The sequence below is a fragment of the Altererythrobacter sp. TH136 genome, from assembly GCF_007065885.1.
Lineage (GTDB): Bacteria > Pseudomonadota > Alphaproteobacteria > Sphingomonadales > Sphingomonadaceae > Tsuneonella.
Map to the genome: position 1 here is coordinate 377,246 of NZ_CP041409.1, position 23,948 is coordinate 401,193.

Sequence of the window (23,948 nt, forward strand, 5' to 3'; positions counted from 1 at the left end):
TCGACCGAAACGAAACTTCCACGGCCCATGAGTTAATCCACAGGCGTGACGGATGCCGCCAACCCCTGCCCCGTTACAGGCGTGTTCGCCCGCCTGGCGCGCGATCGCGGCGGCAACACACTGGCGATGATCGCGGCGGCGATCGCGCCGCTCATGGCGATGGTCGGCGGCGCCGTGGACATGAGCCGATCGTACCTGGCCCAGGCCCGGTTGCAGCAGGCGTGCGACGCAGGCGTGCTGGCGGCCCGCAAACGGATGGGATCGCAAGCGGCGGTGACGGGTGAAGTGCCCCAGGCCACCGGCGAGATCGGCCAGCGCTTCTTCAACGTGAACTTCCGTGACGGCGCTTATGGGTCGACCGAGCGCCGCTTCACCATGAGCCTGGAAGACGATTTCGGAATTAGCGGCGCGGCCAGCATCAAGCTGCCGACCACCATCATGCGCCTCTTCGGCTTCGAAGAACTGCCGATCGCTGTGGCGTGCAGCGCGCAGATAAACTTCTCCAACACCGATGTGATGATGGTGCTGGATACTACCGGGTCGATGGCGCAGACCAATCCGGGCGACAGCGCATCCCGGATCAGCGTGCTTCGGTCTACCGTCCGCGACTTCTACGCCCAGCTTGCCGCCGCGAGCGGTCCAGGCACCCGGATCCGGTACGGATTCGTGCCTTATTCCACCAACGTCAACGTCGGGTCGCTGTTGGATGACAGCTGGGTAGTCAACCAATGGACCTACCAGTCTCGCACTCTTGCCACTACGCTGACCAGCACGGGCACGACGACCTACAACGCCAACTGGCAGACCATTTCGGGCACCGTCACGTCGGAACCCTACCAGACTTATCCGGCGACCTATCGCGCGCCGACGAGCGAAACCGGGTCGGCCTCGTACAGCTGCGACACTCCTGCCCCGGCCAGCACGGCCACCACCACCACGACGCTGATCTCCACAACCACCGAACCGTTTGCCGGTCCGCCGGCCGGCACCCGGACCATTCGCCATTACCGGCAAATCATCGACGGCGTGTCCTACAGCATCTCGCGCAGCGGAACGACGTGCCGGATAACCAAGTCGACTTATGCTGCCCTGACCCGCGAGTACGATCAGATCACCGACCCGGTGAACCACACGTCTTCGCAGTGGCTTTACCAGCCCGTCACGCTGGACGTCACTAACTGGCGCAACGATGCTGCCGGCTGCATGGAAGAACGGGACACGTATCCGATCACCAACTATGAAGACGTCGACCTCAGCCGGGCGCTGGATCTCGACATCGACCTGGTCCCGACAGCCACCGATCCGCGCACTCAGTGGCGGCCGATGTACCCGGGCATTGTCTATGCCCGCGCCATGCGCTGGAACGGTACCGGCAGCTTCAGCAAGGCGCCGGTCACCACAACTGAAGACTACGTCAATCCAGGCGCTGGCGGTTTCGCCGCCTGCCCGGCACGGGCGCGCAAGCTGGGCACCATGACCGCTGCCCAAGTCGATAGCTACCTCAACACGCTGACGCCCGCCGGCAACACATATCACGACATCGGGATGATCTGGGGCGGCCGTCTGCTGTCACCCAGCGGCCTGTTCGCGGAGGAGAACGGCGACGTTGATCCCGGCAGGCCAACCGCGCGGCACATGATCTTCCTGACCGACGGCGTGACCGACGCGCTCGATCTATCGTATGGCACATACGGCGTGGAACCGCTCGATGCCCGGCGGTGGGACGGGACGCAACCCCAGTCGCTCAACCAGACGGTCGAAAATCGCTTCGCCGTGGCGTGCGCCGAGGTGAAGAAGCGCAACATCACCGTGTGGATCGTCGGGTTCGGGACCTCGCTCAACCCGGTCATGCGGTCGTGCGCCGGTGAGGGTCGCTATTTCGAAGCGAACAATGCCGACGAATTGACCGCGACGTTCGCGACCATCGTCAAGAACCTCAGCAAGCTGCGGATCGAGCGATGAGGCGGGCGAGAACACTATCAGTCGACACGCGGGGCGCGACCCTGGTGGAATTCGCGCTGATCGCGCCGGTCCTGCTGATGATGCTGCTGGGCATGTTCGAGCTGGGGTACAACTTCTACATGCAGGCGCAGCTCCAGGGCGCGGTACAGAGGGCTGCCCGCAGTTCGACAGTGCAGGCCTCGTCAGGCAACACCGACGCGATCGACGACCGCGTGACTGCCGCCGTCCGTGCGATCGTGCCCAATGCGACGATGACTTTCTCCCGCCGCGCCTATGCCAGCTTTGGCGACGTCGACCGCGAGGAAGATTATACCGATGTCGATGACGACGGGGCTTGCAACAATGGGGAGCCGTTCGAGGATGCCAACGGCAACGGAGTGTGGGACGATGACCGCGGCCAATTGACCGGCGGCGGCGCGCGTGACGCGATCCTTTACACGGTGCAAGTCTCCTACCCCCGCGCGTTCGCGGCGGCACAGATGGTAGGCTTGTCGCCCAGCTTTACGTCCGAGGCGGTGACCGTGCTGCGTAATCAGCCGTGGGACGCGCAGACCGTCCACAGCAGCGTGCTCAATTGCGCATGACCCGGTGGCGGACCCTGATGCGCGGCCTGCGCCGCCACCGCTCGGGCGTGGCGATGACCGAGTTCGCCCTCGCCGCGCCGCTGCTGATGACGGCCGGCCTGTATGGCGCCGAGACGGCAAACCAGGCGATCACGCAGATGCGGCTCAACCAGATCGCGGTGATGATCGCAGACCACGCCTCACGCGTGGGAGAGAACTCGCCGCTGGCGCAGGCGCAGGTCTACGAGAGCGACATAAACGATGTGCTGTACGGCGCGCACCTGCAGGGTGGCCACATGCTGGACTTTTACGAGCACGGCCGCGTGATCCTCTCCAGCCTGGAAGTCGTGCCAGGGACGGCCGATCAGCAATACATCCACTGGCAACGCTGCATGGGCAAGCTGCGCCACCGGTCAAGCCATGGCGATGCCGGCGCGGGACTGGATGGCTCGCTGACCGGCATGGGCCCGGTGGGACAGGAGATCGCCGCGTTTGACGATGAAGCGGTGATGTTCGTCGAGGTGGCGTACGTGTATCAACCTCTCATCGCGGAGGCGTTCACCAGGGCCGGCACCATGACCGCGACAGCCGCGTTCAACGTGCGCGAGACCCGCGACCTTGCACAAGTTTACCAGCGCGACGCCGGCGATCCTGATGCGGTCGCCAGTTGCGACACGTATCAGGGCATCGCCGACTATTACGGGTAGGCGTCAGTCGCGGTAGCAGACCTTCTTCGCCGCGGCGACGATCCGGTCGCTGTCGATCAGCGCCAGCGCTTCCAGGTTGGCCGCATACGGCAGCGGCACATCCTCGTCGCACACCCGCAGGACCGGCGCATCGAGATGATCGAAGCCCTCCTCCATTGCAACTGCGATGATTTCGGACGCGATCGAGCAAGTCGGCCAGCCTTCTTCCGCCACGATCATCCGGTTGGTCTTGGCCAGGCTTTCTAGCACCGTTGCCTTGTCCAGCGGGCGCAGGGTGCGAAGGTCGATCACCTCGGCGTCGATCCCTTCGGCTGCGAGCTTTTCCGCGGCCTCAAGCGACAGGCCGACGCCGATCGAGTAACTCACGATGGTGACGTCACGCCCCTCGCGGACAACACGCGCCTTGCCGATCGGCAGGACGTGATCGTCGAGATCGGGTATGTCGAACGTCCGGCCATAAACCAGCTCGTTTTCCAGGAACACGACCGGGTCTTCGCTGCGGATCGCGGCCTTCAGCAACCCCTTGGCATCGGCGGCATCGTACGGCGCGATCACGATCAGGCCTGGAACACTGGCGTACCACGGAGCGAAGTTCTGGCTATGCTGCGCCCCGACGCGGCTCGCCGCGCCGTTGGGCCCGCGGAACACGATCGGACAGCGCATCTGGCCGCCTGACATGTAGTTGGTCTTTGCGGCCGAATTGATGATATGGTCGATCGCCTGCATGGCAAAGTTGAACGTCATGAATTCCACGATCGGGCGCAGGCCGCCCATCGCCGCCCCCGCACCGACGCCGGCGAACCCGTATTCGGTGATCGGGGTATCGACCACCCGCTTCGGCCCGAATTCGTCGAGCAGGCCTTGGGTGACCTTGTATGCGCCCTGATACTGGGCGACTTCCTCGCCCATCACAAACACGCGGTCGTCTCGGCGCATTTCTTCGGCCATCGCATCGCGCAAGGCTTCGCGCACGGTCACGGTTTTCATTGCCGTATCTTCGGGAACCTCTGGATCGCGGGCCGGACCCTTGTTGTGAAATTCATGCTCGATCTCGGCGCGGTGAGCGCCGGCGGTCGGCGCGGGCTGGGGCGCGTTAGATTCCTGCGCCTGTTGCTCGGTAGCAGGCTCTGCCGGCGGTGCCGTCGAGGCAGCCTCCCCGCCCTCGCCCGCCATGACGGCGATGACCTCGCCAACCTTCACGTTCTCGCTGCCCTCAGCCACCAGGATCTTGCCGATCGTGCCCTCGTCGACCGCTTCGAATTCCATGGTCGCCTTGTCGGTTTCGATTTCGGCCAGCACGTCACCCGCGCGAACGTCGTCGCCTTCCTTGACCAGCCATTTGGCCAGCGTGCCCTCTTCCATCGTGGGGGAGAGCGCGGGCATCTTGAGTTCGAGCGCCATCAGATCGCCTCCACCAATACATCGGTGTAAAGCTCCGCAGGGCTCGGCTCCGGCGAGCTTTCAGCGAAGTCTGCGGATTCGGACACCTGCGCGCGAATGCGCTTGTCGATGTCCTTCAATTCGTCCTCGCTCCGGCCGCGTTCGATCAGTTCCTTGCGCGCACGCTCGATCGGATCGTTGTGCTCACGCTGATCCTGCACCTCTTCGCGAGTGCGGTACTTGGCGGGGTCCGACATCGAGTGTCCGCGATAGCGATAGGTGTTTAGCTCCATCAGCACCGGCCCGTTGCCTTCGCGCACGTGGGCAAACGCGACTTCGGCCGCCTGCCGCACCTCCAGCACGTCCATCCCATTGACGTCCATGCCGGGAATGCGGAACGCTGTGCCGCGGCGGTAGAACTCGGTCTCTGCGGAGCTACGCTTGACCGCGGTGCCCATCGCATAACCGTTGTTCTCGATCGCGAACACGATCGGAAGCTTCCACAGCGCGGCCATGTTGAAGGTCTCGTAAACTTGCCCCTGGTTGGCCGCGCCGTCGCCGAAATACGCAAGGCACAGCCCACCGTCGCCGCGATACTGATGCGCCAGTGCGAGGCCCCCGCCCAACGCGACCTGGGCGCCGACGATGCCGTGCCCGCCGTAAAACTTATGCTCGGTCGAAAACATGTGCATCGACCCGCCCTTGCCCTTGCTGATCCCGGCCTCACGTCCGGTCAGTTCGGCCATGATCACTTTGGGATCAATGCCATAGGCGAGCATATGACCGTGATCGCGGTAGCCGGTGATCACGCTGTCCTTGTCGCTGTCGAGTGCGCTCTGCAGCCCGATCGCGACGGCTTCCTGGCCGATGTAGAGGTGACAGAAACCGCCGATCAGCCCGAGCCCGTAGAGCTGACCTGCGCGTTCCTCGAACCGGCGGATCAGCAGCATCTGCTCGTAGAACTTGGCAAGCTCTTCGTCGTTCGCCTGATAACGCGGTGATTGCGCGTGCTTTTCCTGCAGAGAATGAAGAGCGAAATCGGTATCGTCTGACGTGGCAGGCGCGGCGGAAGCCGCGAGTTTGCCCTTGCTGGCGGGTCTGGCCAAGGTGCGGGTCCTCGTGTGTTGTTCTCGCCGGGGAGGTGGCGTCGCGCGAGTGGCTATGGCGCAAGGCATCGGTCCGCGCAATCCGCGCAGACCGGAAACTGCCGTAGGGGAAAGCTGCAGCCCTAGCGCTGCGGCGTCAGGGTGATCATGACCTCGTCGGGATGGACGACATTGAGGTTCTTGCGGATCAGTTCGCCCACCAGGTCGGGGTCGGCGTGATTGGGATCCAGCGCCTCGACCTGGATCTTCAGCTCGTCACGCTGGTGGGAAAGCTGCGCGATTTCCGCCTTGCGCTGATCGAGCAATCGGAGGTTCTCGCTCCACGCGAGCAGCCCGCTCGGCCCCGCGATCGCAAGTCCTGTCAGCAGCAACAGCGCGAACAGCGCGCTGCCCTGTGTCAGCCGTTCCCTGGGGGAACTGATGGTATGCCCTTCACGCGTCACACAGCATCTGAATCACAGTTAACCGCGCGATTCAAGTGCATTGACGTCTGGGATTGCCAACCGGTTCGAACTGTCCCCTGATTGTGCTTCCCGTGCACCGATCCGCGGCTAGAACGGGCATCATGACCTCGCGACGCTTCCTTCGTGTGCTGATTCCAGGCGTCCTTATAGTCAGCGCCGTGCTGGTGATTCGGCTGTTGGCCGACGATCCCACTATAAACCAGGATGGCCTGACGTTTGCCGGAGAGGAACTCGCGCGCGCGCTCGACCGCCCGGGTGATGGACCGGGGATGCGAGTAATCAGAAGCTTCACCGATCCCGGGGGCGTACCCTGCCGGGCGTTTTTGGGCGAAGCCGTCTCCGGCATCGCCTGCCGCAAGGACGCAGGCTGGCACCTGCGAGTTGCACGCAGCGGCATCGACGTTAGCGATCCCGCGGCGGTTGCGCACGCCGAGCGGGCGCTGCTTCGGTCAGCAGAGCAGATGGAGGTTCAATAGCTGCGCGGCAGTCCCAGCACATGTTCTGACAGATATGACAGGATCAGATTGGTGCTGATCGGCGCGACTGTATACAGCCGCGCCTCGCGAAACTTGCGCTCCACATCGTATTCCTCGGCAAAACCGAAGCCGCCGAAGGTCTGCACGCACATGTCCGCCGCTGCCCAGCTCGCTTCGCTGGCGAGCAGCTTGGCCATGTTGGCATATTCACCGGGGTTGCCTCCCGCGTCATATGCCTGCGCCGCGTGGTGGACCATCAGTTCGGCGGCCCGCATCTGGGCGTAACATCGCGCGATAGGGAACTGAATTCCCTGGTTTTGTCCGATGGGGCGGCCAAATACTTGGCGCTCCTTCGCGTAACCGGCCGCCTTGTCGATGAACCACTTGGCATCGCCGACGCATTCCGCCGCGATCAGGATGCGCTCTGCATTCATGCCGGACAGAATATAGCGAAAGCCCTGCCCTTCCTCTCCGATCAGCGCGGTTGCCGGGATGCGCAGATCATCGAAGAACACTTCCGTCGTGGAGTGGTTCATCAGCGTTCGGATCGGCTTGATCGTCAGCCCCTTGCCGACGGCTTCTCGCATGTCGACGAGGAAGATCGACAACCCCTCCGTGCGCTTGGCCACCTCCTCGCGCGGCGTGGTCCGCGCCAGCAGCAGCATCAGATCGGAATGTTCGGCGCGGCTGGTCCAGATCTTCTGGCCGTTGACCACGTACTGGTCACCCTCCCGCACCGCCCGCGTCTTGAGCGACAGGGTATCGGTGCCGCTGGTCGGTTCGGACACGCCGAACGCCTGCAGCCGCAATTCGCCGCTGGCGATGCCGGCCAGATACCGGCTCTTCTGCTCTGGGCTGCCATACCGAAGCAGCGTGTTCATGATGTACATCTGCGCGTGAGCGCTGGCGCCATTGCAGCCGGCTGCTTGGATTTCCTCCATGATCACCGCCGCCGCATCGAGCATCAGCCCGCTGCCGCCGAAATCCTCGGGAATCAACGCTGCCAGGAAGCCGGCGCGGGTGAGCGCGTCGACGAACTCGGCCGGGTAGCCTCGCTCACGGTCCTTTTCGCGCCAGTACTCTCCGGGAAACTCTGCGCACAGCGCGCGCACCGCGCGGCGGATCTCCGCCAGGTCTTCTCGCTCGTCCATGTGCGATGCCTAGCGGGTGCAGGTCGGCGCGCAAGCGCGATTGTCAGGCGGCTGGCCGCTCGATAAGACCCCCGACGGCGCGCCCGTAGCTCAGCAGGATAGAGCACCAGATTCCTAATCTGGGGGCCACAGGTTCGAATCCTGTCGGGCGCACCAAAAAAACAACGATCCAGGCGTAACCCATTCGGATTGCCGGTAACGTATAGGGAACCCAGAGGGATCTCAGCGACACATGTGTCCGGCTTCCGAAACTCTGGTCCTCTAGATCGGCCTGCGTCGGCGTTCGCCGTAAATCAATTCGCCGCAAACGAAAACGGGGCCCCGATGGGCCCCGTCCGATCGCCGGTTGTAGTGATTACGCGCTTATGGAGTCGTCATCATCGTCGGTTGCCGCGATTACCGCGAGAACAACAACGGCAATGGCCGCAGCGATGCCAAACCAGACTAAGCCGTTCCCGGCCATCTCGCTTTCCTCAGTGACCGGCGCCGATGCGCGAGGCGCAGCTTGAGCGGCGATCGGTGAGATCGCGAGCACTGCCGCTGCGAGTGCGATAGGTAACTTCTGGATGGTCATGTTCATCTCCTCTTCCCTGCGCGACCCTCGAACACATGCATTCTGGGATCGTTCCCGAGATTGTTAGGCGCGTTCAATTCCCTGGGAAGGGTCATTTGTATGGTGCACAACGCCATCACACTTGCCGAACGTCAGCTTTGATAAGCGCGGCGTGACCTTCGGACCTTCGCTATGCGCGGCTTTGATCGACGACGTCCTTTCCGCTGGCTCCGAGCCAGCGGGCGGTGCGGGGAACTGGCCCTGCCATCTCCCGTTTACCGCGCGCAGCCCTCCGGTTGCGTCCGGAGTTGCCGATGCACGCAAATGTAGGGAGCCCGAGCGGGCTTCCAGAAATCGCTCGACCTGGGCCGATCCTGGCCTCGGTCGGACTGATTGCCGTAACGCTCGCCGAAGCTTTAATCGACCGAGACATCATGCTGGTCGCTTCAGACGAACAGCGGGCTGAAGCAGTGGCTGCGGCACTTCAATGTGCAGCGCCCGACGCGCTTGTGATCCACTGTCCATCAACTGACGCGCTTCCTGGCGAAACGGCGCCGGCATCCCCAGCGAACGTGGGCCGACGCGTGGCCGCGCTGCGCTTGTTGCGGCAGACCCAGGCGATCGCCGGACGCCAGAAAATCGCGCTTGTCACCACAGCCGAAGCCGCGACATGCGCCTATCCCCCTCCCTCTTCGTTTGACGCAGCACCGCCGGCACTGACCCTCGGTGAGCATCTCGATTTGGAAACTTTCGCGGCCGCTCTCGAAGAAATTGGCTACTTTGCCGACGACCGGGTGGATGAACCGGGCGAAATGGCGGTGCGTGGGTTGGTAGTGGACCTGTTTCCGGCTGATGCCATCAACCCTGTCCGCGTCGAGGTCGAAGACGGCCGAATTATCTCAATTAGGGTCTACGATCCCGCTACACAGGTTGCGATCGAGGAAATTAAATCAATCGAGATCGGCCGTGTGTTCGAGCCGCCAGTCGCAGACGATTGGGTCTCTTTATTCGATCACCTGCCCGGAGCCGCAATAGCGAGCGATCCCGACGCGTCGCGCCGCCGAGACCGCTTTGTCGCTCTGTCGCTCGACGCCGGCGGGCGCTCGGCACCGGTAGCCGATAGAGATAAGTGGGATGAGGTCCTGGCCGATAGGGAGGTGGTTCCTACTCCCATCGCCGAAGACGGGCGACGGTTCGTGGAAAGCCGGACCCCTTTGCGCGAGTTTAATCGAGCGGCGAAGAGCACGCTCGACGAAGGCGGCAAGGTCGCGGTTCTGGGCGCCCAGCGCGACTTGCGTTTCTTCAATCGGCGCATGGCTAAGGCAGGTGCTTTCGAACCGAGAACCGCCCACAGCTGGCGCGAGATAAAAGAGGCCCCGCCCGGTACCGTCTCGTTTCTTGAGATGCCGGTTGATCGCGGATGGTCCCAAGCTGGACTTCTAGTCGTCGCCGCCAGCGACCTGCTCGGAGGCCGCGCCGCAACAGGAAGTGAAACGACCACCGGGATGGACGTCCTTCATGGCGGAACCGGTGAGATCCATCTGGGCGACGTAGTCATCCACGAGGACTTCGGGATCGGCCGCGTAGTTGGTCTGGAACCGATCATCGCCGGGGACGAGGAAGCGAGCGACGCAATCGTCCTCGAGTATGCCGGTGAGACACGCCGATTAGTGCCCACTGCCGATGCCGATCGCATTTGGCGCTATGGAGCGGAAGCGGATGCAGTGACGCTGGACCGCCTGGACGGTTCGAGCTGGGAAAAGCGCCGCCTCGCCATCGATACGGCGATCGCAGAAAGCGCACGTGGACTGGCGGCGCTCGCTGCGGAAAGGGCGAGTAGATCGGCGGTCGTGATTGACCCTGATGCGGCCGCTTACGAGCGCTTTGCCGCCGGCTTTCCATTTACCGAAACACCGGATCAGGCGCGTGCAATCGCGGCAGTTCGAACAGAGCTCGCCGCGGGTAAGCCGATGGATCGCCTCGTTGTGGGCGATGTTGGCTATGGCAAGACCGAGGTCGCCATTCGCGCTGCAGCCCTTGCTGCGCTTGCAGGCCAGCAGGTCATCATTGCCGCACCGACGACTGTTCTCGTGCGGCAGCACCTGGAGAGCTTTCGTCGAAGGTTCGAAGGCACTGGGGTAGTGGTCGAAGGGCTGTCCAGGCTGTCCACCGCGGCGGAGAAAAAGAAGGTCAAGGCTGGACTTGCTGCCGGCACGATCCATGTCGCGATCGGTACGGGTGCGCTGGCTGGCGCGACCTACAAGGACCTTGCCCTGGTTGTCATCGACGAGGAGCAGCGCTTCGGCGCAGCGGACAAGGCAAAGCTGCGCGGACTGTCGGCCGATTGCCACATGCTCACGCTCACAGCGACGCCCATTCCGCGAACCTTGCAGACCGCACTGGTCGGCTTGCAGCAGGTTTCCGTGATCGCGACGCCGCCAGCCAGGCGGCAGCCCATCCGCACAAGCGTGGGAGTATTCGAAGCTTCCACCGTGCGTACCGCGCTACTGCGCGAGAAAGGACGGAGCGGGCAGAGCTTCGTGGTCGTTTCGCGGATTGAAGACATGGAGCCGATGGCCAAGCAGCTCGCGCAACTGGTGCCAGAGCTGCGCATCCGCGAAGCTCACGGCAAAATGGCCGCCGCGGACATTGACGAAGCGATGGTGCAGTTTGCGGCTGGGGATGGTGACGTGCTGCTGGCAACCAACATCATCGAGGCAGGGCTGGACGTGCCGCGGGCTAACACGATGATCGTGTGGCGCGCCGATCGCTTCGGGCTGTCTCAGCTTCACCAGTTGCGAGGCCGGGTCGGACGCGGCAGCCGGCGCGGACAGATACTATTGCTGACGGATCCAGAAGCCAAGATCGCCGACAGCACTTTGAAGCGGCTACGCACGCTTCAGGCGTTTGACCGGCTAGGCGCAGGGTTCGCCATCAGTGCGCGAGATCTCGATATGAGGGGCGCCGGCGACTTGTTGGGAGACACCCAGGCGGGCCACATGAAGCTGATCGGTGTCGATCTTTACCAGCACCTTTTGGAAAGCGCACTGCGCACCGCACGTGGTGAGGCCGTCGAGCACTGGACACCCGAGCTGCACTTGGGTGTATCAGGCAGCTTGCCCGAAGGCTGGATTCCGGAAGCGGACGTGCGCATCACCCTTTACAGCCGACTGGCGCGCATCACCCAGCCCTCCGAAGTCGACGACTTCGAGGCCGAGATTCATGACCGCTTCGGAGCACTTCCACCTGAAGCTGATCGCTTGCTTGAGGTTTCACGTGTCCGGATGCTGGCTCGCCTGGCTGAGATACAGCGGATCGACGCTGGGCCAGCGGCAATCGCACTAACGCCGAGGAAGGCACTGTCACCTCCCGATGGGGCGGGTCTTGAAACGAGCGGTGGACGCCTCCTGCTCAAAGACGCGATCGAAAATCCTGACGAGCGTCTGGAGCGAACCCGCTCCCTGCTAGAAGACTTGCTTAGTGCTGCATGAGTGGCTGCATAGCATCGGGAAGCGGTTGACCGCTTGCACGGTCGAAGAATGTCGAGCGAGCAACCATCACTGGGCACGTGCCTGACCGGCCACTTCTGGGCCGGTAGCTGGCGGTCTGCTTTCGGGTGGTAGCGTCCTCAAAGCCAGCCATTCCGCTTGCGACCCAATGCCGACCTAGTCCTTGAGCGGGGTCGCTCCCACGGAGACGATGTAGCGACCGATCTGCTTCTTCCCTTCAGTAAGTTTCACCTCGGCCCCGAAGAAAGGATTGCCATGAGACACTTGATCGGCAGCGATGGTTATCGTGCTCTGCATGGCCTTTTTCCAGGCCGTGACCACATCGGGCGCTTCAAGTTCTGCTGACTGGTCGAAGTGCTCGTTGATTATATCAATGCGGAAGGTCGTCATGGAATAACAAGGCGCTATCTTCTCTACGGTTCCGAACGATAGGTGAATCGGCGGAACTATTGATATAAAGAATCCTTAAAGCTTACGCCTCGTTCAATAACATATGTTTGGAACAATTCGCCTGCTTATGATAAAGCAGCGGCATCGCTGATCACATATGTGGGCTTTGGCGACTGAGAGTAACGATGTGCTCCCGCCCTTTATGAGGAGTGGGGTCTTGGGCTCATTACCAGAAACCCTGACCGGCATGGTCACTAAGTTCGCGAAGCGGTCCGCGCTCGACGAGGCTGATCGGCAGGCGCTGTTCGCCCTCCCATTTCGCGAACGGATCTGCGAGGCAGGCCTGTACCTCGTGCGGGAGGGTTCGCAGACGGAAGAATCCACGCTCATTCTCGAAGGGTTCGCGTTTCGCCACAAACTCACCGTCGAGGGCACGCGGCAGATCGTGAGCCTGCATATCGACGGCGACTTCGTGGATCTGGAAGGGTCGTTGCTCACCGTTGCCGATCCCAACGTGCAGACGTTGACCCGGTGCACGGTCGCGATGGTCCCGTGCCGCGAGATCCGTAAATTGCTCCGGGAGCGGCCAAACGTAGCCCTGGCCATGTGGGTCGACACTCTGGTCGATGCGTCGGTCCACCGGGAGTGGGTGCTGAACGTCGGGCGAAGGCCAGCCAAAGAGCGCATCGCCCATCTGTTCTGCGAGATCGGTCGGCGCCTCGAGTTCGCCGGGCTTGCACAAGCAGACGGCTACCGGTTCCCGATGACGCAGGAGCAACTGGCGGATGCTACCGGGCTGACGCCGGTGCACGTCAACCGGACCATCAAGGCGCTCGAAGCCGACGGATTTATTACGCGCGAGCGTCGCTTCCTGAAAGTGCCCGACTGGCAAGCCCTGCGAACCCTTGCAGGGTTCAACGAGCTTTACCTTCACCTCGATCAGGCGGCCTAGCGCCAGAAACTCACCAGAACAGTTATGGCGCGTCCTTTCGGCTTACAGTGTCCGACACTGACCAGAAACCTTCCAGCGCGAGTTGAACTGTACCAAGTAGGCGGCCGTCTTCGGAAATCATGACGGGGCATTCTGCCGGAGCAAGCTGCCGCGACTCGAATAACGCCAAGGCAGCGTCTCGCGCTTCAAACTCGACGAACCTTGGGAGCCTTCCGTCGCTGCCGGAATGTGCAATTCTGTAGGTATGTCGCTCGCGGTCAGGCGCAATCTTCATGGCACCCTCCAAGCTAATCGAGTTGCTACCGGCATTTGACCAGTGAAGCCCCCGACCCCGCTCGGAACGGTAGGTTCGGCGCGATCAAAGATCTCCATCCTGCTGCTCCCGCCGGTGATACGAGTGCGCGAGCGGGTCGCCCGCCACGTCTTCGCCTTGCGAGGTAAACGGACCGTAGAATTCGACCACGAGCCATTCAGCGAGCAGGTAGGCTCCGGTTCCGAAGACAATTATCATCAAGACGATCGACACTATAGGAAACAGCATCTCCTAACTCATCCGACCCAAGAGACTTTCCTTCTTGCAGAGCAGATCGAGCAGCTTGGGTCTCACCTCGGGCGCAGGCTCATCACGCAGCGCTTTCTTCAAGCGGTAAATGTCCGCCTCGATGATCCACTTCTCCACCAGCGATCTCCCTCGTATCTCCCTACTGATGAAGATGCATGAGTTGAGGATAGCAGTCCTTCACCTATGCTACTGTTTTGCCGATGGAATGTAGTCCTGCGTGCTGTGCCTTCAGTCGGCTGGCGCGCAATCCACTTGCTCCAAGCTCTCATGCTACAAGTGTGCAATAATCTTGATTAAGCAGAAGGGGCCGCCCCGTGGTTCCGCCAGCCAACGAGATCGTGGCGGCCGATGGTGTTTCGTTAAGCTTCAGGCGCGGGAGCGGCCCCGGCTCATCTGGGATCAGCGAGCAGTCTATCGCGTCAACGAGTTACGCTTTCGAAGTCTTATTCCGGATTGGGTGATTGCCACCCGAGAGATACTAGTGGGCGCGAAGCGCCGAATCTCGATCTGGCGCGTTCATGAGTCATGGCCGACACTATCGAAGATCTGCAGGGCAGAATGGAAGAAGCGGCGAATGCTTTGGATTTCGAAGAGGCGCGCCGCCTTCGTGACCGCATCAATCTGATGCGGAGCGGCGCGTCGCCGGCTGAGGCATCCCGAATGGACACGTCGGGTTTGGTTCGCCAGCAGCCAGGTGCCATGGGGCTGGGTACGAGCCAACAGCGGGTCGCTCCTCCGCCGGGCTGGAAACGACCGCCCAAGCCCGATCTGAAGACGTCGGGACGGAAGCGGAAGTGAACATGGACGCCGCGACCGTGGCCATAATCGCTCTGCTTGCCGAACGCCGGTCGGGAGAATCGATATGCCCGAGTGAGGCCGCGCGCAGAATTGCAGCCGAAGCCTCAGAGGCAGATTGGCGTGCCTCCATGCCGATAATTCATGCCGCGGTCGATCAACTCGTCGATCAGAATCGCATCAGCCTAAGCTGGAAGGGCCAGTCGCTTTCTGCTCGATGCGGGCCGTATCGAATTGTCCAAGCGAACGACAAGTAGTGAGCGGCCCTTCCCCTCCTCGCATGAGAACGGCCGCCATCTGACCCACTCAAGGCGTTCACCATCTCAATGTGTAGACGCCTTGCGCTGGGACCTTGAACCAGCACAGCACTCCCGGCCCCTCGCCGGAGTTTGCCAGTTCGTTTCCATGGGCGTCGAGCACCGTCGGCTTGATCCTTGGTCGCTTGCGTCCTGTCGCGCAGAGCGAGATTTTCGCGTCCAGCCCCGCAGGTCCGTCGAGAGCAAAGCTGACGGATCGCTCGTCGATCCGCGTGAGCGCGCGGACGAACCGGTCGCAATGGAGCATGATCGGCGCGCCTTCGATCTTGTGGAACGACCGCGTGGCGAAAACCATTGCCGCGCCGGCGCCGTAAATCTCCTGCCCGACCTGCCCCGCAGGCTGGCCATCGGGATAGAGGTCCTCCACCGGGAACGACAGTTCGCGGTCGATGTGGCCGTTGCGGTTCTCGGTCGCGAGCCCGTCTTCCGGCAGCGCATCCGGGTAGAAGAACCACGCACGGTCGAGGGCGTAGCGACAGTATTCGTCCACCAGCAATTTGACCGAGGGGATCACGTCGGGTCCGCCAAAATCGAGGTAGCGCTCAAACGCCGCGTAACTGTCGAAGCATTCGTAGACCGCCATATACGGCGCGTCCTGCAGGCAGGTGACGCCGAGGAAGTTGTGATATTCCTTGGCAATCCCGATCTCGCTGTCCCAAATCTGGCAGTTTTGGAAGAAGCTGGCGAGGTAGACGTAGCTCTGCGTCAGGTAGTGCTTGTCGCCGGTGACGCGCCACAGTTTGATGCACGCGGTGGCGCCCCACGCGGTGAGGTTGGCCTGATAATTGAGATCGAAGCGCATCCCCTCGGCTGCCGCGATCGCCGCGCGCGCCTCGTCGAGGAAGCGCTGCTCGTTCGACAGCTCGAAGGCGAGCAACATGACCCAGGCGTACATCCCGCCGACGTCGGTCTGCCCGCGGTCGTCGGCGGCGACCGCAGTGATCACTTCGAACGTGTCGATCTTGTACTGGATCGGCCATTTGTAACTGAAGTGCTGCGCAGCCTTGATGCCATAGTCGACGCAATCGAAGAACAGCGCCTTCGCGTCCACATCCCCGTCGAGCGCCAGTTCGGCGAGGTTGCGCAATGGATGGTAGAGGTACCAGCTGTCGACCGCGTCGGCATCCTTGTCGTCGCCGACGTCAGGCAGGTAACGGCGTAAAGCCCCGAGCTTGGGATCGTAGAAGCCTCGCAGGCCCTTGACCACCTCACGCTCGAGCGGGCTCTTGCGCCCGGTCCAACGCCCCCACTCGTGGATCGCCCCGCCAAGCGAGAGCTGCACCATCGAGTCCGGATATTCGGAGGCGGTATAGGGGTGGTAGTAGACTTCCTTGCCATGCCGCACGCGCGCTTTCGGGCTGCGCGCGAGATCGCGCAGAGTGCGGTTCGACCGCTCAATCCAGTCGTGATATTCCCAGCCAGGCAGGTTGAGCCGACGATAGACCGCCGCCTGCATGTCGAGGAACTGCCACGCCGAGGTGGTCTCTTCCTCCTCGAGGAAGCGTCGGACGACCAGGTAAGCGCGGTTGATCACGGTGTCGTGCCCCGCGGGCAGCGCGCTCTTCGGGTCATCGGGGTTGGTTGGCGGGCGGTAGCCGACCTCAGGCCATTCGCCCCCTACTGCGTTCTCGGGCTTGGTGCCGGTCGCAAGGAAGTAATCGTTAAGCGCGGTCAGGTCCTGCCAGTAGAGGACCTTGCCGAAATCGGGTTCGGCGAGTTCGAAATAGCACATGCCGGTGTTGAGCCGGCGCTGCTTCGCCTCGATCTTGCCCTTGGGCCTGTCGGGGCGCCCTTTGGGTCCGACCGCGATCAGGTCCCGCGGCAGGAACGGAATGTGCAACGCGCGCTCTGGGCGGAAGCTGGCGGTGAGCACGAACATCGCCTCTTCGGATTTGTCGGCTTCCACGGTGATGCGATGGCGGCCGAGTGCGCTGGTCGCTTCGAGCGCGATCAGCGCGTCGCCCTCCGCGCGCGTCAGCTTCACATCATCGCTCAGCAGAGCCACTCGCCATGCGAGCCCGCCTTGCTCGCCCTTGCGTTCGAACGAGACCCATAGGTCCGTACCGACCTGCCGGGCTTCCAGTGCAGTGTCGCCGTTTGTCGCCTTGGCCGCCGGGGCCCCGCGGTCGAACGCTTCTCCGGCCTCTCGCACCGCTAGCGAGACCGTCGTCATCGCGGTGCCTCCTGTTCGTAGTTCAATGGCTTGGCGTGGCCGTGATGGCGAAGGAAGCGGTGATCGATGTCGCGGATGATCGCCTCGCCATCGTCGCCCGCCTTGAGGCGGATCAAGGCGTCGAGCTTGGCCTCGATCCGGTCATCGCCCTCCATTGAGGAAGGCGAGCCGAGGTACAGGAAGTAGGCGAGGCCGACGACCTGCCACAACAACTGGAGGAACTCGGATTGCCAGTTCTCGAACGTGTCGCGGCCCATCTCATTGAGATATTCGGCCAGCTTTGGCGCCTCGCTGTGCGCCTGCGCTTCGTCAACGTACGCCTGCCAACCAAAGTACCAATGCAGGACGAGGGAAATGAGGAAGAAGGCGAGTGTGAGCCAGGCATAAGCGTACTTACCGATTATCCCGTGCCGCGCGGCGTCGCGTTCCTGCTTGTCGGTCATGGCGTCGATCCTTGAAGCCTCAACTACACAGCAAATGCTTTGGGTGGCCCGATTGTTTCGGTGTCGGCTTCGGCCTGTTTGCAGATCGGTCTCCGGCCGGGGCCCCGGCACTAGCTTACAAGCCTTTCAGCTCTCGCAGCGAGAGAAAGGATGCGTAAGGCGCGGCTAGCCTCGGATCATCGAACGACCGCGTTCCACCGATTGCGGACGTTTTCCACTGGGAACTGCGACTCTTGAAGCGGCCAAGCGCCTCACGGCGATGGCCGATCCAACGTAAGATTCGGTGCGGGAGGCCCTGCCGGCTTCTGGGCCGACAGCAGAGAGGCAGCTCGAATCTGAAGGACGTAAAAGCGGACCTTAGCGTTCGGGGTCCGGTCTTCTCAGACAACCGGACGCTGCTTGGACGGCGGAGCTAATTACCACTGCACCAGCCGGTGTGCTAAAGGTATCCAGCGAGTCGGGTCGCCTACCCTGTAAAGGAGGCGGACCCATGAACGAAGGCATCGACGAAACACTACTCAACGAATTGGTCGGCAAGGTCATCGGCGACGTCGCCGGTGCCTTGAGCATGTTCATGGCCTACCTCGGCGATCAGGCGGGCGTATTCAAGGCGCTGGATGGCGCCGGCCAGATGAGCGTGGGGCAGCTCGCGGAGAAGACCGGCCTCAATGCCAAGTATCTCCATGAATGGCTCGGGTCGGTGTGCGGGGCAGGGTACGTGACCCACCATCCGCAAGATGAGACCTTCTCGATAACGCCCGAGCAGGCCCTGGTCTTTACCCGCGAGGGTCAGCCCGCCTGCATGCAGGGCTTCTTCCAGCTAGTTGTATCCCAATTCGCCGAGCACGAGAAAGCGACGGAGACGTTCATTTCAGGCCAGGGGCGGCCCTGGAGTGACCACCCGGCATGTCTGTTCTGCGGCACCGATCGGTTTTTCCGTCCAGGCTATCAAGCTAACCTGATCGACAACTGGATTCCGGCCCTCGATGGCGTCGAGGAGAAGCTGAGGTCGGGCGCTAAGATAGCCGACATCGGGTGCGGCCACGGCTCGTCGACGATCCTCTTGGCGCAGGCTTTTCCTAACTCGACGATCCGTGGCATCGATTACCACGCACCTTCCATCGAGGAGGCCAGGAAGAAGGCTGCGGAGGCTGGCGTGACCAACGTGGAGTTCGAGGTAGCGAAGGCTCAGGATTTTTCAGGAGAAGGCTACGACTTCGCGTGCATATTCGATGCGCTGCACGACATGGGTGATCCCGTTGGGGCTGCCCGGCATATCCGCGAGACCCTCGCTCCTGATGGAACATTCATGCTCGTCGAACCTCTCGCGGGAGACACGATGGCTGACAACATGCACCCGCTAGGCCAGATCTTCTACGCCGCCTCGTGCACCATCTGCACGCCCAATTCGCTTTCACAGGAGGTTGGTCTCGGTCTTGGGGCACAGGCGGGCGAAAAGCGCCTGACCAAGGTCTGTCACGAAGCCGGTTTCAAGAATGTCAGGCGGGTGGCTGAAACCGCAACGAACATGGTGTTGGGAATCACTGCATGACTTGAGCAGGGTTTGACTGCCCTTGCCTGCACACCGTTGGCTCTTGGGCCGATTGCAGATCGCACCGCCCAGCAGGTTAAGGCGCACGAGCGTTCACGCCGAACCGCGCAGGCGCCTTTTCATTGCGCCGCAACTCATTCAGAACCCTCTCAAGCTAAGAAGGAGGGCAGCGCGATGAACAATGTTGGCAGTCTGTTGGGCGCATCGCTTTTGGTGCTCGCCACCGCAGCGCCGGTGCTGGGGGCGGATGCGCCGATCGTGCAGCCGGGCGCGCCGGGCGAGATGACCCGTCCACTCAGTGCCGAGCAAGCCATCGCGCTTGCGAACACCCGCTATTCGCCGGCCGATGTCGCTTTCATGCAAGTCATGATTGTGCATCACGATCAAGCGCTGGAGATGTCGCGGCTGGCGCGTTCGCGGACCAACAATGACGCAGTCCTCAAGATCGCAAGCCGTATCGAAGCCAGTCAGGCGGACGAGATGAAGTTCATGCGGACCTGGCTTGCAGACCATAACGAAGAACTGGCGATGGCGGGAATGGGTCACGCGCATCATACGATGAAGGGGATGGCCAGCCCAGCCCAGATGACCGCGCTCGCCGCGGCCGAGGGCACAGCCTTCGATCGGCAGTTCCTGCAGCTGATGATCGCTCACCACGAAGGCGCGGTCGACATGGTCGAAAAGCTGCACGAGCAGCCGGGCACGGCCTACGAGCCGGTGATGTTCGAATTTACCAACGACGTGGTGACCGATCAGAAAGCCGAGATCGACCGGATGAACGCGGTGTTCGCTGGTCTGTCGCAGGACCCGCGGGCAACGCTCGCCGCGGGTCTGCGAGACGCAGGTCAGGCCATCAAGGGATTGAGGCTGGTGAGTGCCCTGCCCAGGCCAGCCGGTTTTTTCGACCCCGCAAACCCGGCTGATCTCCAACCCGTGAAACCGCAAAAGGAAGGAGATGCGCCCAAGCCTACGAAGGATGGCGAACCGGAAAAGCCAAGCTTCAGCGAGCGCGGATCGCTCCTGAACTTCGCAAATACCGATATCGCCTTTTCGGGCGACCTGATGGTGGCTGGCAACTATCACGGCTTCAACGCTTACAGGCTCGGCGCGGACGGTGTCCCACAGCTCGTGAGTTCCACGGTCTGTCCCGGTGGCCAGGGCGACGTCTCCATCGTCGGCAAGCTGCTGATCATGAGCGTGCAAGACAGCCGCGCGCGGAAAGATTGCGGACTGCAGGGCGTCGATCAGAAAGTCAGCCAAGAGCGCTTCCGCGGCATCCGCATCTTTGACATCTCTGACGCCACCCGCCCCCGTCAGGTGGGGCAGGTGCAGACCTGCCGAGGCAGCCACACGCATTCGATTGTCTCCGCTGACGACAAGCGGATCGTGCTCTACAACTCTGGCACCAGCTACGTACGCGATGAGAAGGAACTAGCCGGCTGCTTCGACACTTCGGGCGACGAGACGGCGCTGTTCAGTATCGATGTCATCGAGATTCCGGTGGCCGATCCGGCGGCAGCGCGGATCGTGGATCGCCCGCGCGTATTCGCGACGGGCGGGCAGATTGCCGGTTTGTGGCGCGGCGGCGACCATGGCGACGGAACGCAGGAAACAGAGCGCACCGACATGTGCCACGACATCACTGTGTTCCCGTCGAAGAAGATTGCCGCAGGTGCCTGCTCGGGCAACGGTATCATCTTCGACATCTCCGATCCGCTGAAGCCGAAGCGCATCGACGACGTCACCGACAAGGGGTTTGCTTACTGGCATTCGGCTACCTTCAACAACGACGGCACCAAAGTGCTCTTCACCGACGAATGGGGCGGTGGCGGGCGTCCTCGGTGCCAAGCGGGCGATCCGGTCAACTGGGGCGCGAACGCGTTCTACGACATCGTGGACCGCAAGCTGGTCCAGCGCGGGACGTTCAAACTGCCCGCGCCGCAAAGCGACAAGGAGAACTGCGTCGCCCACAACGGGTCCATCATCCCTGTGCCAGGGCGCGATATCTTCGTGCAGGCTTGGTATCAGGGGGGAATTTCCGTGATCGATTTCACCGACAGCGCGAACCCGGTCGAGATCGCATACTTCGACCGCGGGCCGGTGGACAAAGACCAGCTGGTCACTGGCGGGCACTGGTCAGCGTATTGGTATAACGGCCACATCTACGCGACCGAGATCGTCCGGGGCATTGACGTATTGGCTCTCGAGCCGAGCGCTTTTCTGACCGCGGAAGAGATCGCGGCGGCGAAGGCAGCGCAGTACCCGGGTGGGGTATTCAATCCCCAGACCCAGACTCGGGTCACTTGGCCGGCAGATGTCGTCGCTCGCGCTACGGCAAGTCGCGAGGGAGGTTAGTTCTTGTCGTGTTGGGAAGCCCTTAATACTGACTCCGTTAAGGGCGTGAACCAACGATCGGTCTGCAAAGTGCCGGCAGGACGACCGAACTGGGGACGATAGCAAACTCACTGCCTGTCGGTGACATTATGCCGGCTGCCCCCCTTTCCGCGCCAGCGATCAGTTGATCTCGTCCGGCGGAGCGACCGGAAACGGCAGCGGGACGACTGCAATCCCCTCGTCCGCTAGCGCGACCGCTTCCTCGCGTGTGGCTTGTCCGTGGATCGTCGCCTGGTCCCGTTCGCCGTAATGCATCGCGCGGCTTTCGTGCGCGAACCGCTCGCCCACCCAGGTGCTGTGTTTCAGCGCCTTGCTCTGAGCGTCCGCCAAAGCCTTCATCGCCTTGACCAGTTCGGGCGGGATCGTGCCGGTCATGGCCTGCTGAGCGGTGGGCCGGGTATTGCTTTTTGCCGGGACCGAGGGGGCCATCGGTGCCTTCATGACGTCATTCGAGCCACAGTGCGGGCACAGGATCAGACCACGATCTTGCTGGTCCGCGAATGCGCTGGACGAGGCAAACCAGCCTTCGAACCGATGGCCGAGCGTGCAGGCGAGGTCGAATACAATCATGCCGTCCTACAGCGGTATCTCGCGCCTGTTGGCAAGGCTGGGCAACTGCGCGCGGACTTCAGCGATCCGCGCCGGATCGATGTCGGCAAAACCGACGCCGGGGCTGTCGCCCATGTCGAGCAGAATTTCGCCCCACGGGTCGACTACCAGGCTGTGGCCGTAAGTATGCCGACCATCCGCATGCTCGCCGACTTGCGCCGCGGCAACGACGTACGCGCTTGCTTCGACGGCGCGCGCGCGCTGCAGCAAGTGCCAATGCGCCTTGCCAGTGGGTATGGTGAAAGCGGCGGGGATGGCGATCGCATCGCACTGGCGCCGGCCAAGCGTGTCGAACAAAGCTGGAAAACGGATGTCGTAACAAATCGTCAGGCCCAGCGTCCCGACGGGCGTTTCGTTTACCGACACCACTTCTTGGCCAGCTTCGTAAGCGCTGGATTCGCGCCAGCTTTCTCCGTTAGCCAGGTCGACGTCGAACATGTGGATCTTGTCGTAGCGGGCCACGACCGTCCCCTGCGTATCGATCAGCAGGGAGCGGTTTGCCCAGCGCCCATCGGCCCTGATGACAGCCAGCGAGCCGAGCGCGATCCACAGGTCATTCTCCCTGGCAGCGCCCTGCGCCGCGGAGAGTACCGGATTATCACCTTCGGAGACGATATGCTGGGCGGCCCTCGCCCGATCTCGATCGAGCAGGCCGCTCATCTCTGGCGTGAACAGCATGGCCGCCCCGCCCTCGGCGGCACGTTCCGCGGCCTGCCAAATAGTCTGCGCGTTCTCCGCCGGGTCGATCCCGGCGGTCATCTGCAGCAGCGCGACGCGCGTCACGCGTTCGCCAGCAATGCGTCGAGCTTTCCGGCGGACTCGAGCGCCTGGAGATCGTCCGAACCGCCCACGTACGTATCCCCAATGAAAATCTGCGGCACGGTGCGCGCGTTGGGTGCGCGGCTCAGCATTTCGTCACGTTTGGGGCCGCCCATGGTGATGTCATGTTCGGTGTATTCGACGCGTTTGGAGTCCAGCAGCCGCTTGGCGCGAAAGCAGAAACCACAGCCGAACTTGGTGTAGATCACGACGTCTGGGCTGGCCAATTATCGTCCCTTTTTTCTTTGCCGGCGGACCCCTTGAACGGCCGCTTCGGACAACTAGATTTTGTTTGCCGACCCGTGCCGCATGGCGGGCGGGAAGGCAATCTTGGCGGATGCCACGCGCGTGGGTCCGTCAATCTGGTTCAAATTGCTCATTGGAGGATTTGTTTCATGTCACGTCTTGATTTCACCCCCTATCGCCGCACCACCGTCGGCTTCGACAAGCTGTTCGACATCCTTGAGAGCCAAGTGCGCAACAACGCGGGCGATAATTACCCGCCGTTCAACATCGAGCGCCGCGGTGACGACGATTACCGCATAACTCTCGCCGTCGCCGGATTCCGCGCGAGCGATCTCGACATCACCGCGCAGCAGAACCTGCTGGTCATCCAGGGCAAGAAACGTCCCGAAACCACTCAGGGCGAAGTGCTGCACCTCGGCATTGCCAACCGCGGGTTCGAACGCCGCTTTGAACTGGCGGATTACGTGCGGGTCGAAAATGCCGATCTTGCAGATGGATTGCTGACGATCGACCTGGTGCGCGAGGTGCCGGAGGCGATGCGGCCCAAAAAGATCATCGTGGGCGGCCAGCCAAGCCTGGAAGTCGTCAAGGACGACGAGGGTGGCCAAGCCAACGCGGCCTGAAATCGTCTGCCAGACTGATCGACGTTGTTGGGGGCAGACCTTGCGGTCTGCCCCCGCGACAATGAAGCCGCCTTGGGCGAAGCTGATCGTCCGGGTCGCAGAAGACGATCAGATCCGCACCAAGATGTTCGCCCCCTGCCAGCAGGCCAGCGCATCGACCGAATCGATAATCGCGACCAAAACTTAGCAAAAAGCAATCTCT

Annotated in this window: 25 protein-coding genes and 1 tRNA gene; 13 read left to right on the forward strand and 13 right to left on the reverse strand. The window is 62.3% G+C overall.

Features of this window, described 5'->3' with window-relative positions:
• The first annotated feature begins 45 nt into the window (after positions 1–45).
• From C0V74_RS01890 to C0V74_RS01900, 3 genes are read left to right on the forward strand one after another with little or no spacing between them, the layout of a single operon-like run.
• Positions 46–1,962, forward strand: coding sequence for a Tad domain-containing protein (locus tag C0V74_RS01890; RefSeq protein WP_143250383.1), 1,917 nt, complete (start codon positions 46–48; stop codon positions 1,960–1,962).
• The gene (locus C0V74_RS01895; protein ID WP_143250384.1) at positions 1,959–2,546 is read left to right on the forward strand and encodes a TadE family protein; all 588 of its coding nucleotides are present in this window, start codon (positions 1,959–1,961) and stop codon (positions 2,544–2,546) included. The genes C0V74_RS01890 and C0V74_RS01895 overlap by 4 nt, the downstream gene beginning before the upstream one ends.
• Positions 2,543–3,232 (forward strand): pilus assembly protein, encoded by a 690-nt coding sequence (locus C0V74_RS01900; protein ID WP_210413430.1) that lies wholly within the window; start codon positions 2,543–2,545, stop codon positions 3,230–3,232. The genes C0V74_RS01895 and C0V74_RS01900 overlap by 4 nt, the downstream gene beginning before the upstream one ends.
• A gap of 3 nt (positions 3,233–3,235) precedes the next feature.
• Here the strand turns inward: C0V74_RS01900 and C0V74_RS01905 are convergent, their stop codons facing one another.
• The 3 genes from C0V74_RS01905 to C0V74_RS01915 form a co-directional block, all read right to left on the reverse strand.
• Complete coding sequence (locus C0V74_RS01905) at positions 3,236–4,633, reverse strand: pyruvate dehydrogenase complex E1 component subunit beta (RefSeq protein WP_143250386.1); 1,398 nt, start codon at positions 4,631–4,633, stop codon at positions 3,236–3,238.
• On the reverse strand, positions 4,633–5,718 hold the full coding sequence (pdhA, locus tag C0V74_RS01910) for a pyruvate dehydrogenase (acetyl-transferring) E1 component subunit alpha (protein ID WP_246844923.1): 1,086 nt from the start codon (positions 5,716–5,718) through the stop codon (positions 4,633–4,635). The genes C0V74_RS01905 and pdhA overlap by 1 nt, the downstream gene beginning before the upstream one ends.
• A 122-nt stretch (positions 5,719–5,840) precedes the next feature.
• Positions 5,841–6,161: a septum formation initiator family protein gene (locus tag C0V74_RS01915; protein ID WP_207912368.1), complete on the reverse strand. Its 321-nt coding sequence runs from the start codon at positions 6,159–6,161 to the stop codon at positions 5,841–5,843.
• Between the two features lie 122 nt (positions 6,162–6,283).
• On the opposite strand from C0V74_RS01915, the gene C0V74_RS01920 reads away from it, so the two are divergent.
• Entirely contained in the window at positions 6,284–6,658 is a 375-nt protein-coding gene (locus C0V74_RS01920; protein ID WP_143250388.1) for a hypothetical protein, read from the forward strand.
• Here C0V74_RS01920 and C0V74_RS01925 read toward each other — a convergent pair.
• Complete coding sequence (locus tag C0V74_RS01925; RefSeq protein WP_143250389.1) at positions 6,652–7,809, reverse strand: acyl-CoA dehydrogenase family protein; 1,158 nt, start codon at positions 7,807–7,809, stop codon at positions 6,652–6,654. The two genes, C0V74_RS01920 and C0V74_RS01925, sit on opposite strands and share 7 nt — an antisense overlap.
• Positions 7,810–7,888: 79 nt before the next feature.
• Here C0V74_RS01925 and C0V74_RS01930 point away from each other — a divergent pair.
• A tRNA-Arg gene (locus C0V74_RS01930) sits at positions 7,889–7,965 on the forward strand.
• Positions 7,966–8,164: 199 nt separating this feature from the next.
• Here C0V74_RS01930 and C0V74_RS01935 read toward each other — a convergent pair.
• Positions 8,165–8,383: a hypothetical protein gene (locus C0V74_RS01935; protein WP_246844924.1), complete on the reverse strand. Its 219-nt coding sequence runs from the start codon at positions 8,381–8,383 to the stop codon at positions 8,165–8,167.
• Between the two features lie 413 nt (positions 8,384–8,796).
• On the opposite strand from C0V74_RS01935, the gene C0V74_RS01940 reads away from it, so the two are divergent.
• Positions 8,797–11,853, forward strand: coding sequence for a TRCF domain-containing protein (locus tag C0V74_RS01940; protein WP_246844988.1), 3,057 nt, complete (start codon positions 8,797–8,799; stop codon positions 11,851–11,853).
• A gap of 174 nt (positions 11,854–12,027) precedes the next feature.
• Here the strand turns inward: C0V74_RS01940 and C0V74_RS01945 are convergent, their stop codons facing one another.
• Positions 12,028–12,261 (reverse strand): hypothetical protein, encoded by a 234-nt coding sequence (locus C0V74_RS01945; RefSeq protein WP_131623095.1) that lies wholly within the window; start codon positions 12,259–12,261, stop codon positions 12,028–12,030.
• Positions 12,262–12,478: 217 nt separating this feature from the next.
• Here C0V74_RS01945 and C0V74_RS01950 point away from each other — a divergent pair, with 217 nt between their 5' ends.
• Positions 12,479–13,213, forward strand: coding sequence for a Crp/Fnr family transcriptional regulator (locus C0V74_RS01950; RefSeq protein ID WP_246844925.1), 735 nt, complete (start codon positions 12,479–12,481; stop codon positions 13,211–13,213).
• A 358-nt stretch (positions 13,214–13,571) separates the two neighbouring features.
• Here the strand turns inward: C0V74_RS01950 and C0V74_RS01955 are convergent, their stop codons facing one another.
• Together C0V74_RS01955 and C0V74_RS13205 are read right to left on the reverse strand one after the other, a co-directional pair.
• Entirely contained in the window at positions 13,572–13,754 is a 183-nt protein-coding gene (locus C0V74_RS01955) for a hypothetical protein (RefSeq protein WP_143250392.1), read from the reverse strand.
• 3 nt (positions 13,755–13,757) lie between these two features.
• Entirely contained in the window at positions 13,758–13,892 is a 135-nt protein-coding gene (locus C0V74_RS13205; protein ID WP_282595927.1) for a hypothetical protein, read from the reverse strand.
• A gap of 408 nt (positions 13,893–14,300) precedes the next feature.
• Here C0V74_RS13205 and C0V74_RS01960 point away from each other — a divergent pair, with 408 nt between their 5' ends.
• Together C0V74_RS01960 and C0V74_RS01965 are read left to right on the forward strand one after the other, a co-directional pair.
• Entirely contained in the window at positions 14,301–14,573 is a 273-nt protein-coding gene (locus C0V74_RS01960; protein ID WP_143250393.1) for a UvrB/UvrC motif-containing protein, read from the forward strand.
• A 2-nt stretch (positions 14,574–14,575) separates the two neighbouring features.
• The gene (locus tag C0V74_RS01965) at positions 14,576–14,827 is read left to right on the forward strand and encodes a DUF3253 domain-containing protein (protein WP_143250394.1); all 252 of its coding nucleotides are present in this window, start codon (positions 14,576–14,578) and stop codon (positions 14,825–14,827) included.
• A gap of 58 nt (positions 14,828–14,885) precedes the next feature.
• Here C0V74_RS01965 and C0V74_RS01970 read toward each other — a convergent pair whose 3' ends face one another.
• Both C0V74_RS01970 and C0V74_RS01975 read right to left on the reverse strand, forming a co-directional pair.
• Positions 14,886–17,060 carry a hypothetical protein gene (locus C0V74_RS01970; protein ID WP_143250395.1) on the reverse strand — a complete coding sequence of 725 codons (2,175 nt, stop codon included), beginning with the start codon at positions 17,058–17,060 and terminating at the stop codon, positions 14,886–14,888.
• Entirely contained in the window at positions 17,057–17,503 is a 447-nt protein-coding gene (locus C0V74_RS01975; protein ID WP_246844926.1) for a DUF6766 family protein, read from the reverse strand. Before C0V74_RS01975 ends, C0V74_RS01970 begins: the two co-directional genes overlap by 4 nt.
• Before the next feature lie 490 nt (positions 17,504–17,993).
• Here C0V74_RS01975 and C0V74_RS01980 point away from each other — a divergent pair, with 490 nt between their 5' ends.
• Both C0V74_RS01980 and C0V74_RS01985 read left to right on the forward strand, forming a co-directional pair.
• On the forward strand, positions 17,994–19,055 hold the full coding sequence (locus tag C0V74_RS01980; RefSeq protein WP_143250396.1) for a class I SAM-dependent methyltransferase: 1,062 nt from the start codon (positions 17,994–17,996) through the stop codon (positions 19,053–19,055).
• Between the two features lie 174 nt (positions 19,056–19,229).
• The gene (locus tag C0V74_RS01985) at positions 19,230–21,410 is read left to right on the forward strand and encodes a DUF305 domain-containing protein (RefSeq protein ID WP_143252121.1); all 2,181 of its coding nucleotides are present in this window, start codon (positions 19,230–19,232) and stop codon (positions 21,408–21,410) included.
• A 159-nt stretch (positions 21,411–21,569) separates the two neighbouring features.
• Here C0V74_RS01985 and C0V74_RS01990 read toward each other — a convergent pair whose 3' ends face one another.
• The 3 genes from C0V74_RS01990 to grxC are packed head-to-tail and all read right to left on the reverse strand — an operon-like array spanning position 21,570 to position 23,104.
• A complete protein-coding gene (locus C0V74_RS01990; RefSeq protein ID WP_143250397.1) occupies positions 21,570–22,019 on the reverse strand; it encodes a DUF1178 family protein in 450 nt (149 codons plus the stop codon).
• A gap of 6 nt (positions 22,020–22,025) precedes the next feature.
• Positions 22,026–22,841 (reverse strand): carbon-nitrogen hydrolase family protein, encoded by an 816-nt coding sequence (locus C0V74_RS01995; protein ID WP_143250398.1) that lies wholly within the window; start codon positions 22,839–22,841, stop codon positions 22,026–22,028.
• Positions 22,838–23,104, reverse strand: a complete 267-nt coding sequence (gene grxC / locus C0V74_RS02000; protein ID WP_143250399.1) for a glutaredoxin 3 — start codon at positions 23,102–23,104, stop codon at positions 22,838–22,840. The genes C0V74_RS01995 and grxC overlap by 4 nt, the downstream gene beginning before the upstream one ends.
• 168 nt (positions 23,105–23,272) lie before the next feature.
• Between grxC and C0V74_RS02005 the strand changes: the two genes are divergently transcribed.
• Positions 23,273–23,746 carry an Hsp20 family protein gene (locus tag C0V74_RS02005; protein ID WP_143250400.1) on the forward strand — a complete coding sequence of 158 codons (474 nt, stop codon included), beginning with the start codon at positions 23,273–23,275 and terminating at the stop codon, positions 23,744–23,746.
• Positions 23,747–23,807: 61 nt separating this feature from the next.
• Positions 23,808–23,933 carry a hypothetical protein gene (locus C0V74_RS13210; RefSeq protein WP_282595928.1) on the forward strand — a complete coding sequence of 42 codons (126 nt, stop codon included), beginning with the start codon at positions 23,808–23,810 and terminating at the stop codon, positions 23,931–23,933.
• Positions 23,934–23,948: the final 15 nt, after the last annotated feature.

Excerpts from the sequence above, each read along its gene's own strand:
- C0V74_RS01895 (WP_143250384.1), top strand. The coding sequence starts at position 1,959 with ATGAGGCGGGCGAGAACACTATCAGTCGACACGCGGGGCGCGACCCTG.
- C0V74_RS01900 (WP_210413430.1), top strand. The coding sequence starts at position 2,543 with ATGACCCGGTGGCGGACCCTGATGCGCGGCCTGCGCCGCCACCGCTCG.
- C0V74_RS01905 (WP_143250386.1), bottom strand. The coding sequence starts at position 4,633 with ATGGCGCTCGAACTCAAGATGCCCGCGCTCTCCCCCACGATGGAAGAG.
- C0V74_RS01920 (WP_143250388.1), top strand. The coding sequence starts at position 6,284 with ATGACCTCGCGACGCTTCCTTCGTGTGCTGATTCCAGGCGTCCTTATA.
- C0V74_RS01925 (WP_143250389.1), bottom strand. The coding sequence starts at position 7,809 with ATGGACGAGCGAGAAGACCTGGCGGAGATCCGCCGCGCGGTGCGCGCG.
- C0V74_RS01935 (WP_246844924.1), bottom strand. The coding sequence starts at position 8,383 with ATGACCATCCAGAAGTTACCTATCGCACTCGCAGCGGCAGTGCTCGCG.
- C0V74_RS01940 (WP_246844988.1), top strand. The coding sequence starts at position 8,797 with ATGCTGGTCGCTTCAGACGAACAGCGGGCTGAAGCAGTGGCTGCGGCA.
- C0V74_RS01945 (WP_131623095.1), bottom strand. The coding sequence starts at position 12,261 with ATGACGACCTTCCGCATTGATATAATCAACGAGCACTTCGACCAGTCA.
- C0V74_RS01955 (WP_143250392.1), bottom strand. The coding sequence starts at position 13,754 with ATGCTGTTTCCTATAGTGTCGATCGTCTTGATGATAATTGTCTTCGGA.
- C0V74_RS01960 (WP_143250393.1), top strand. The coding sequence starts at position 14,301 with ATGGCCGACACTATCGAAGATCTGCAGGGCAGAATGGAAGAAGCGGCG.
- C0V74_RS01965 (WP_143250394.1), top strand. The coding sequence starts at position 14,576 with ATGGACGCCGCGACCGTGGCCATAATCGCTCTGCTTGCCGAACGCCGG.
- C0V74_RS01970 (WP_143250395.1), bottom strand. The coding sequence starts at position 17,060 with ATGACGACGGTCTCGCTAGCGGTGCGAGAGGCCGGAGAAGCGTTCGAC.
- C0V74_RS01975 (WP_246844926.1), bottom strand. The coding sequence starts at position 17,503 with ATGACCGACAAGCAGGAACGCGACGCCGCGCGGCACGGGATAATCGGT.
- C0V74_RS01980 (WP_143250396.1), top strand. The coding sequence starts at position 17,994 with ATGAACGAAGGCATCGACGAAACACTACTCAACGAATTGGTCGGCAAG.
- C0V74_RS01985 (WP_143252121.1), top strand. The coding sequence starts at position 19,230 with ATGAACAATGTTGGCAGTCTGTTGGGCGCATCGCTTTTGGTGCTCGCC.
- C0V74_RS01990 (WP_143250397.1), bottom strand. The coding sequence starts at position 22,019 with ATGATTGTATTCGACCTCGCCTGCACGCTCGGCCATCGGTTCGAAGGC.
- C0V74_RS02005 (WP_143250400.1), top strand. The coding sequence starts at position 23,273 with ATGTCACGTCTTGATTTCACCCCCTATCGCCGCACCACCGTCGGCTTC.
- C0V74_RS13210 (WP_282595928.1), top strand. The coding sequence starts at position 23,808 with ATGAAGCCGCCTTGGGCGAAGCTGATCGTCCGGGTCGCAGAAGACGAT.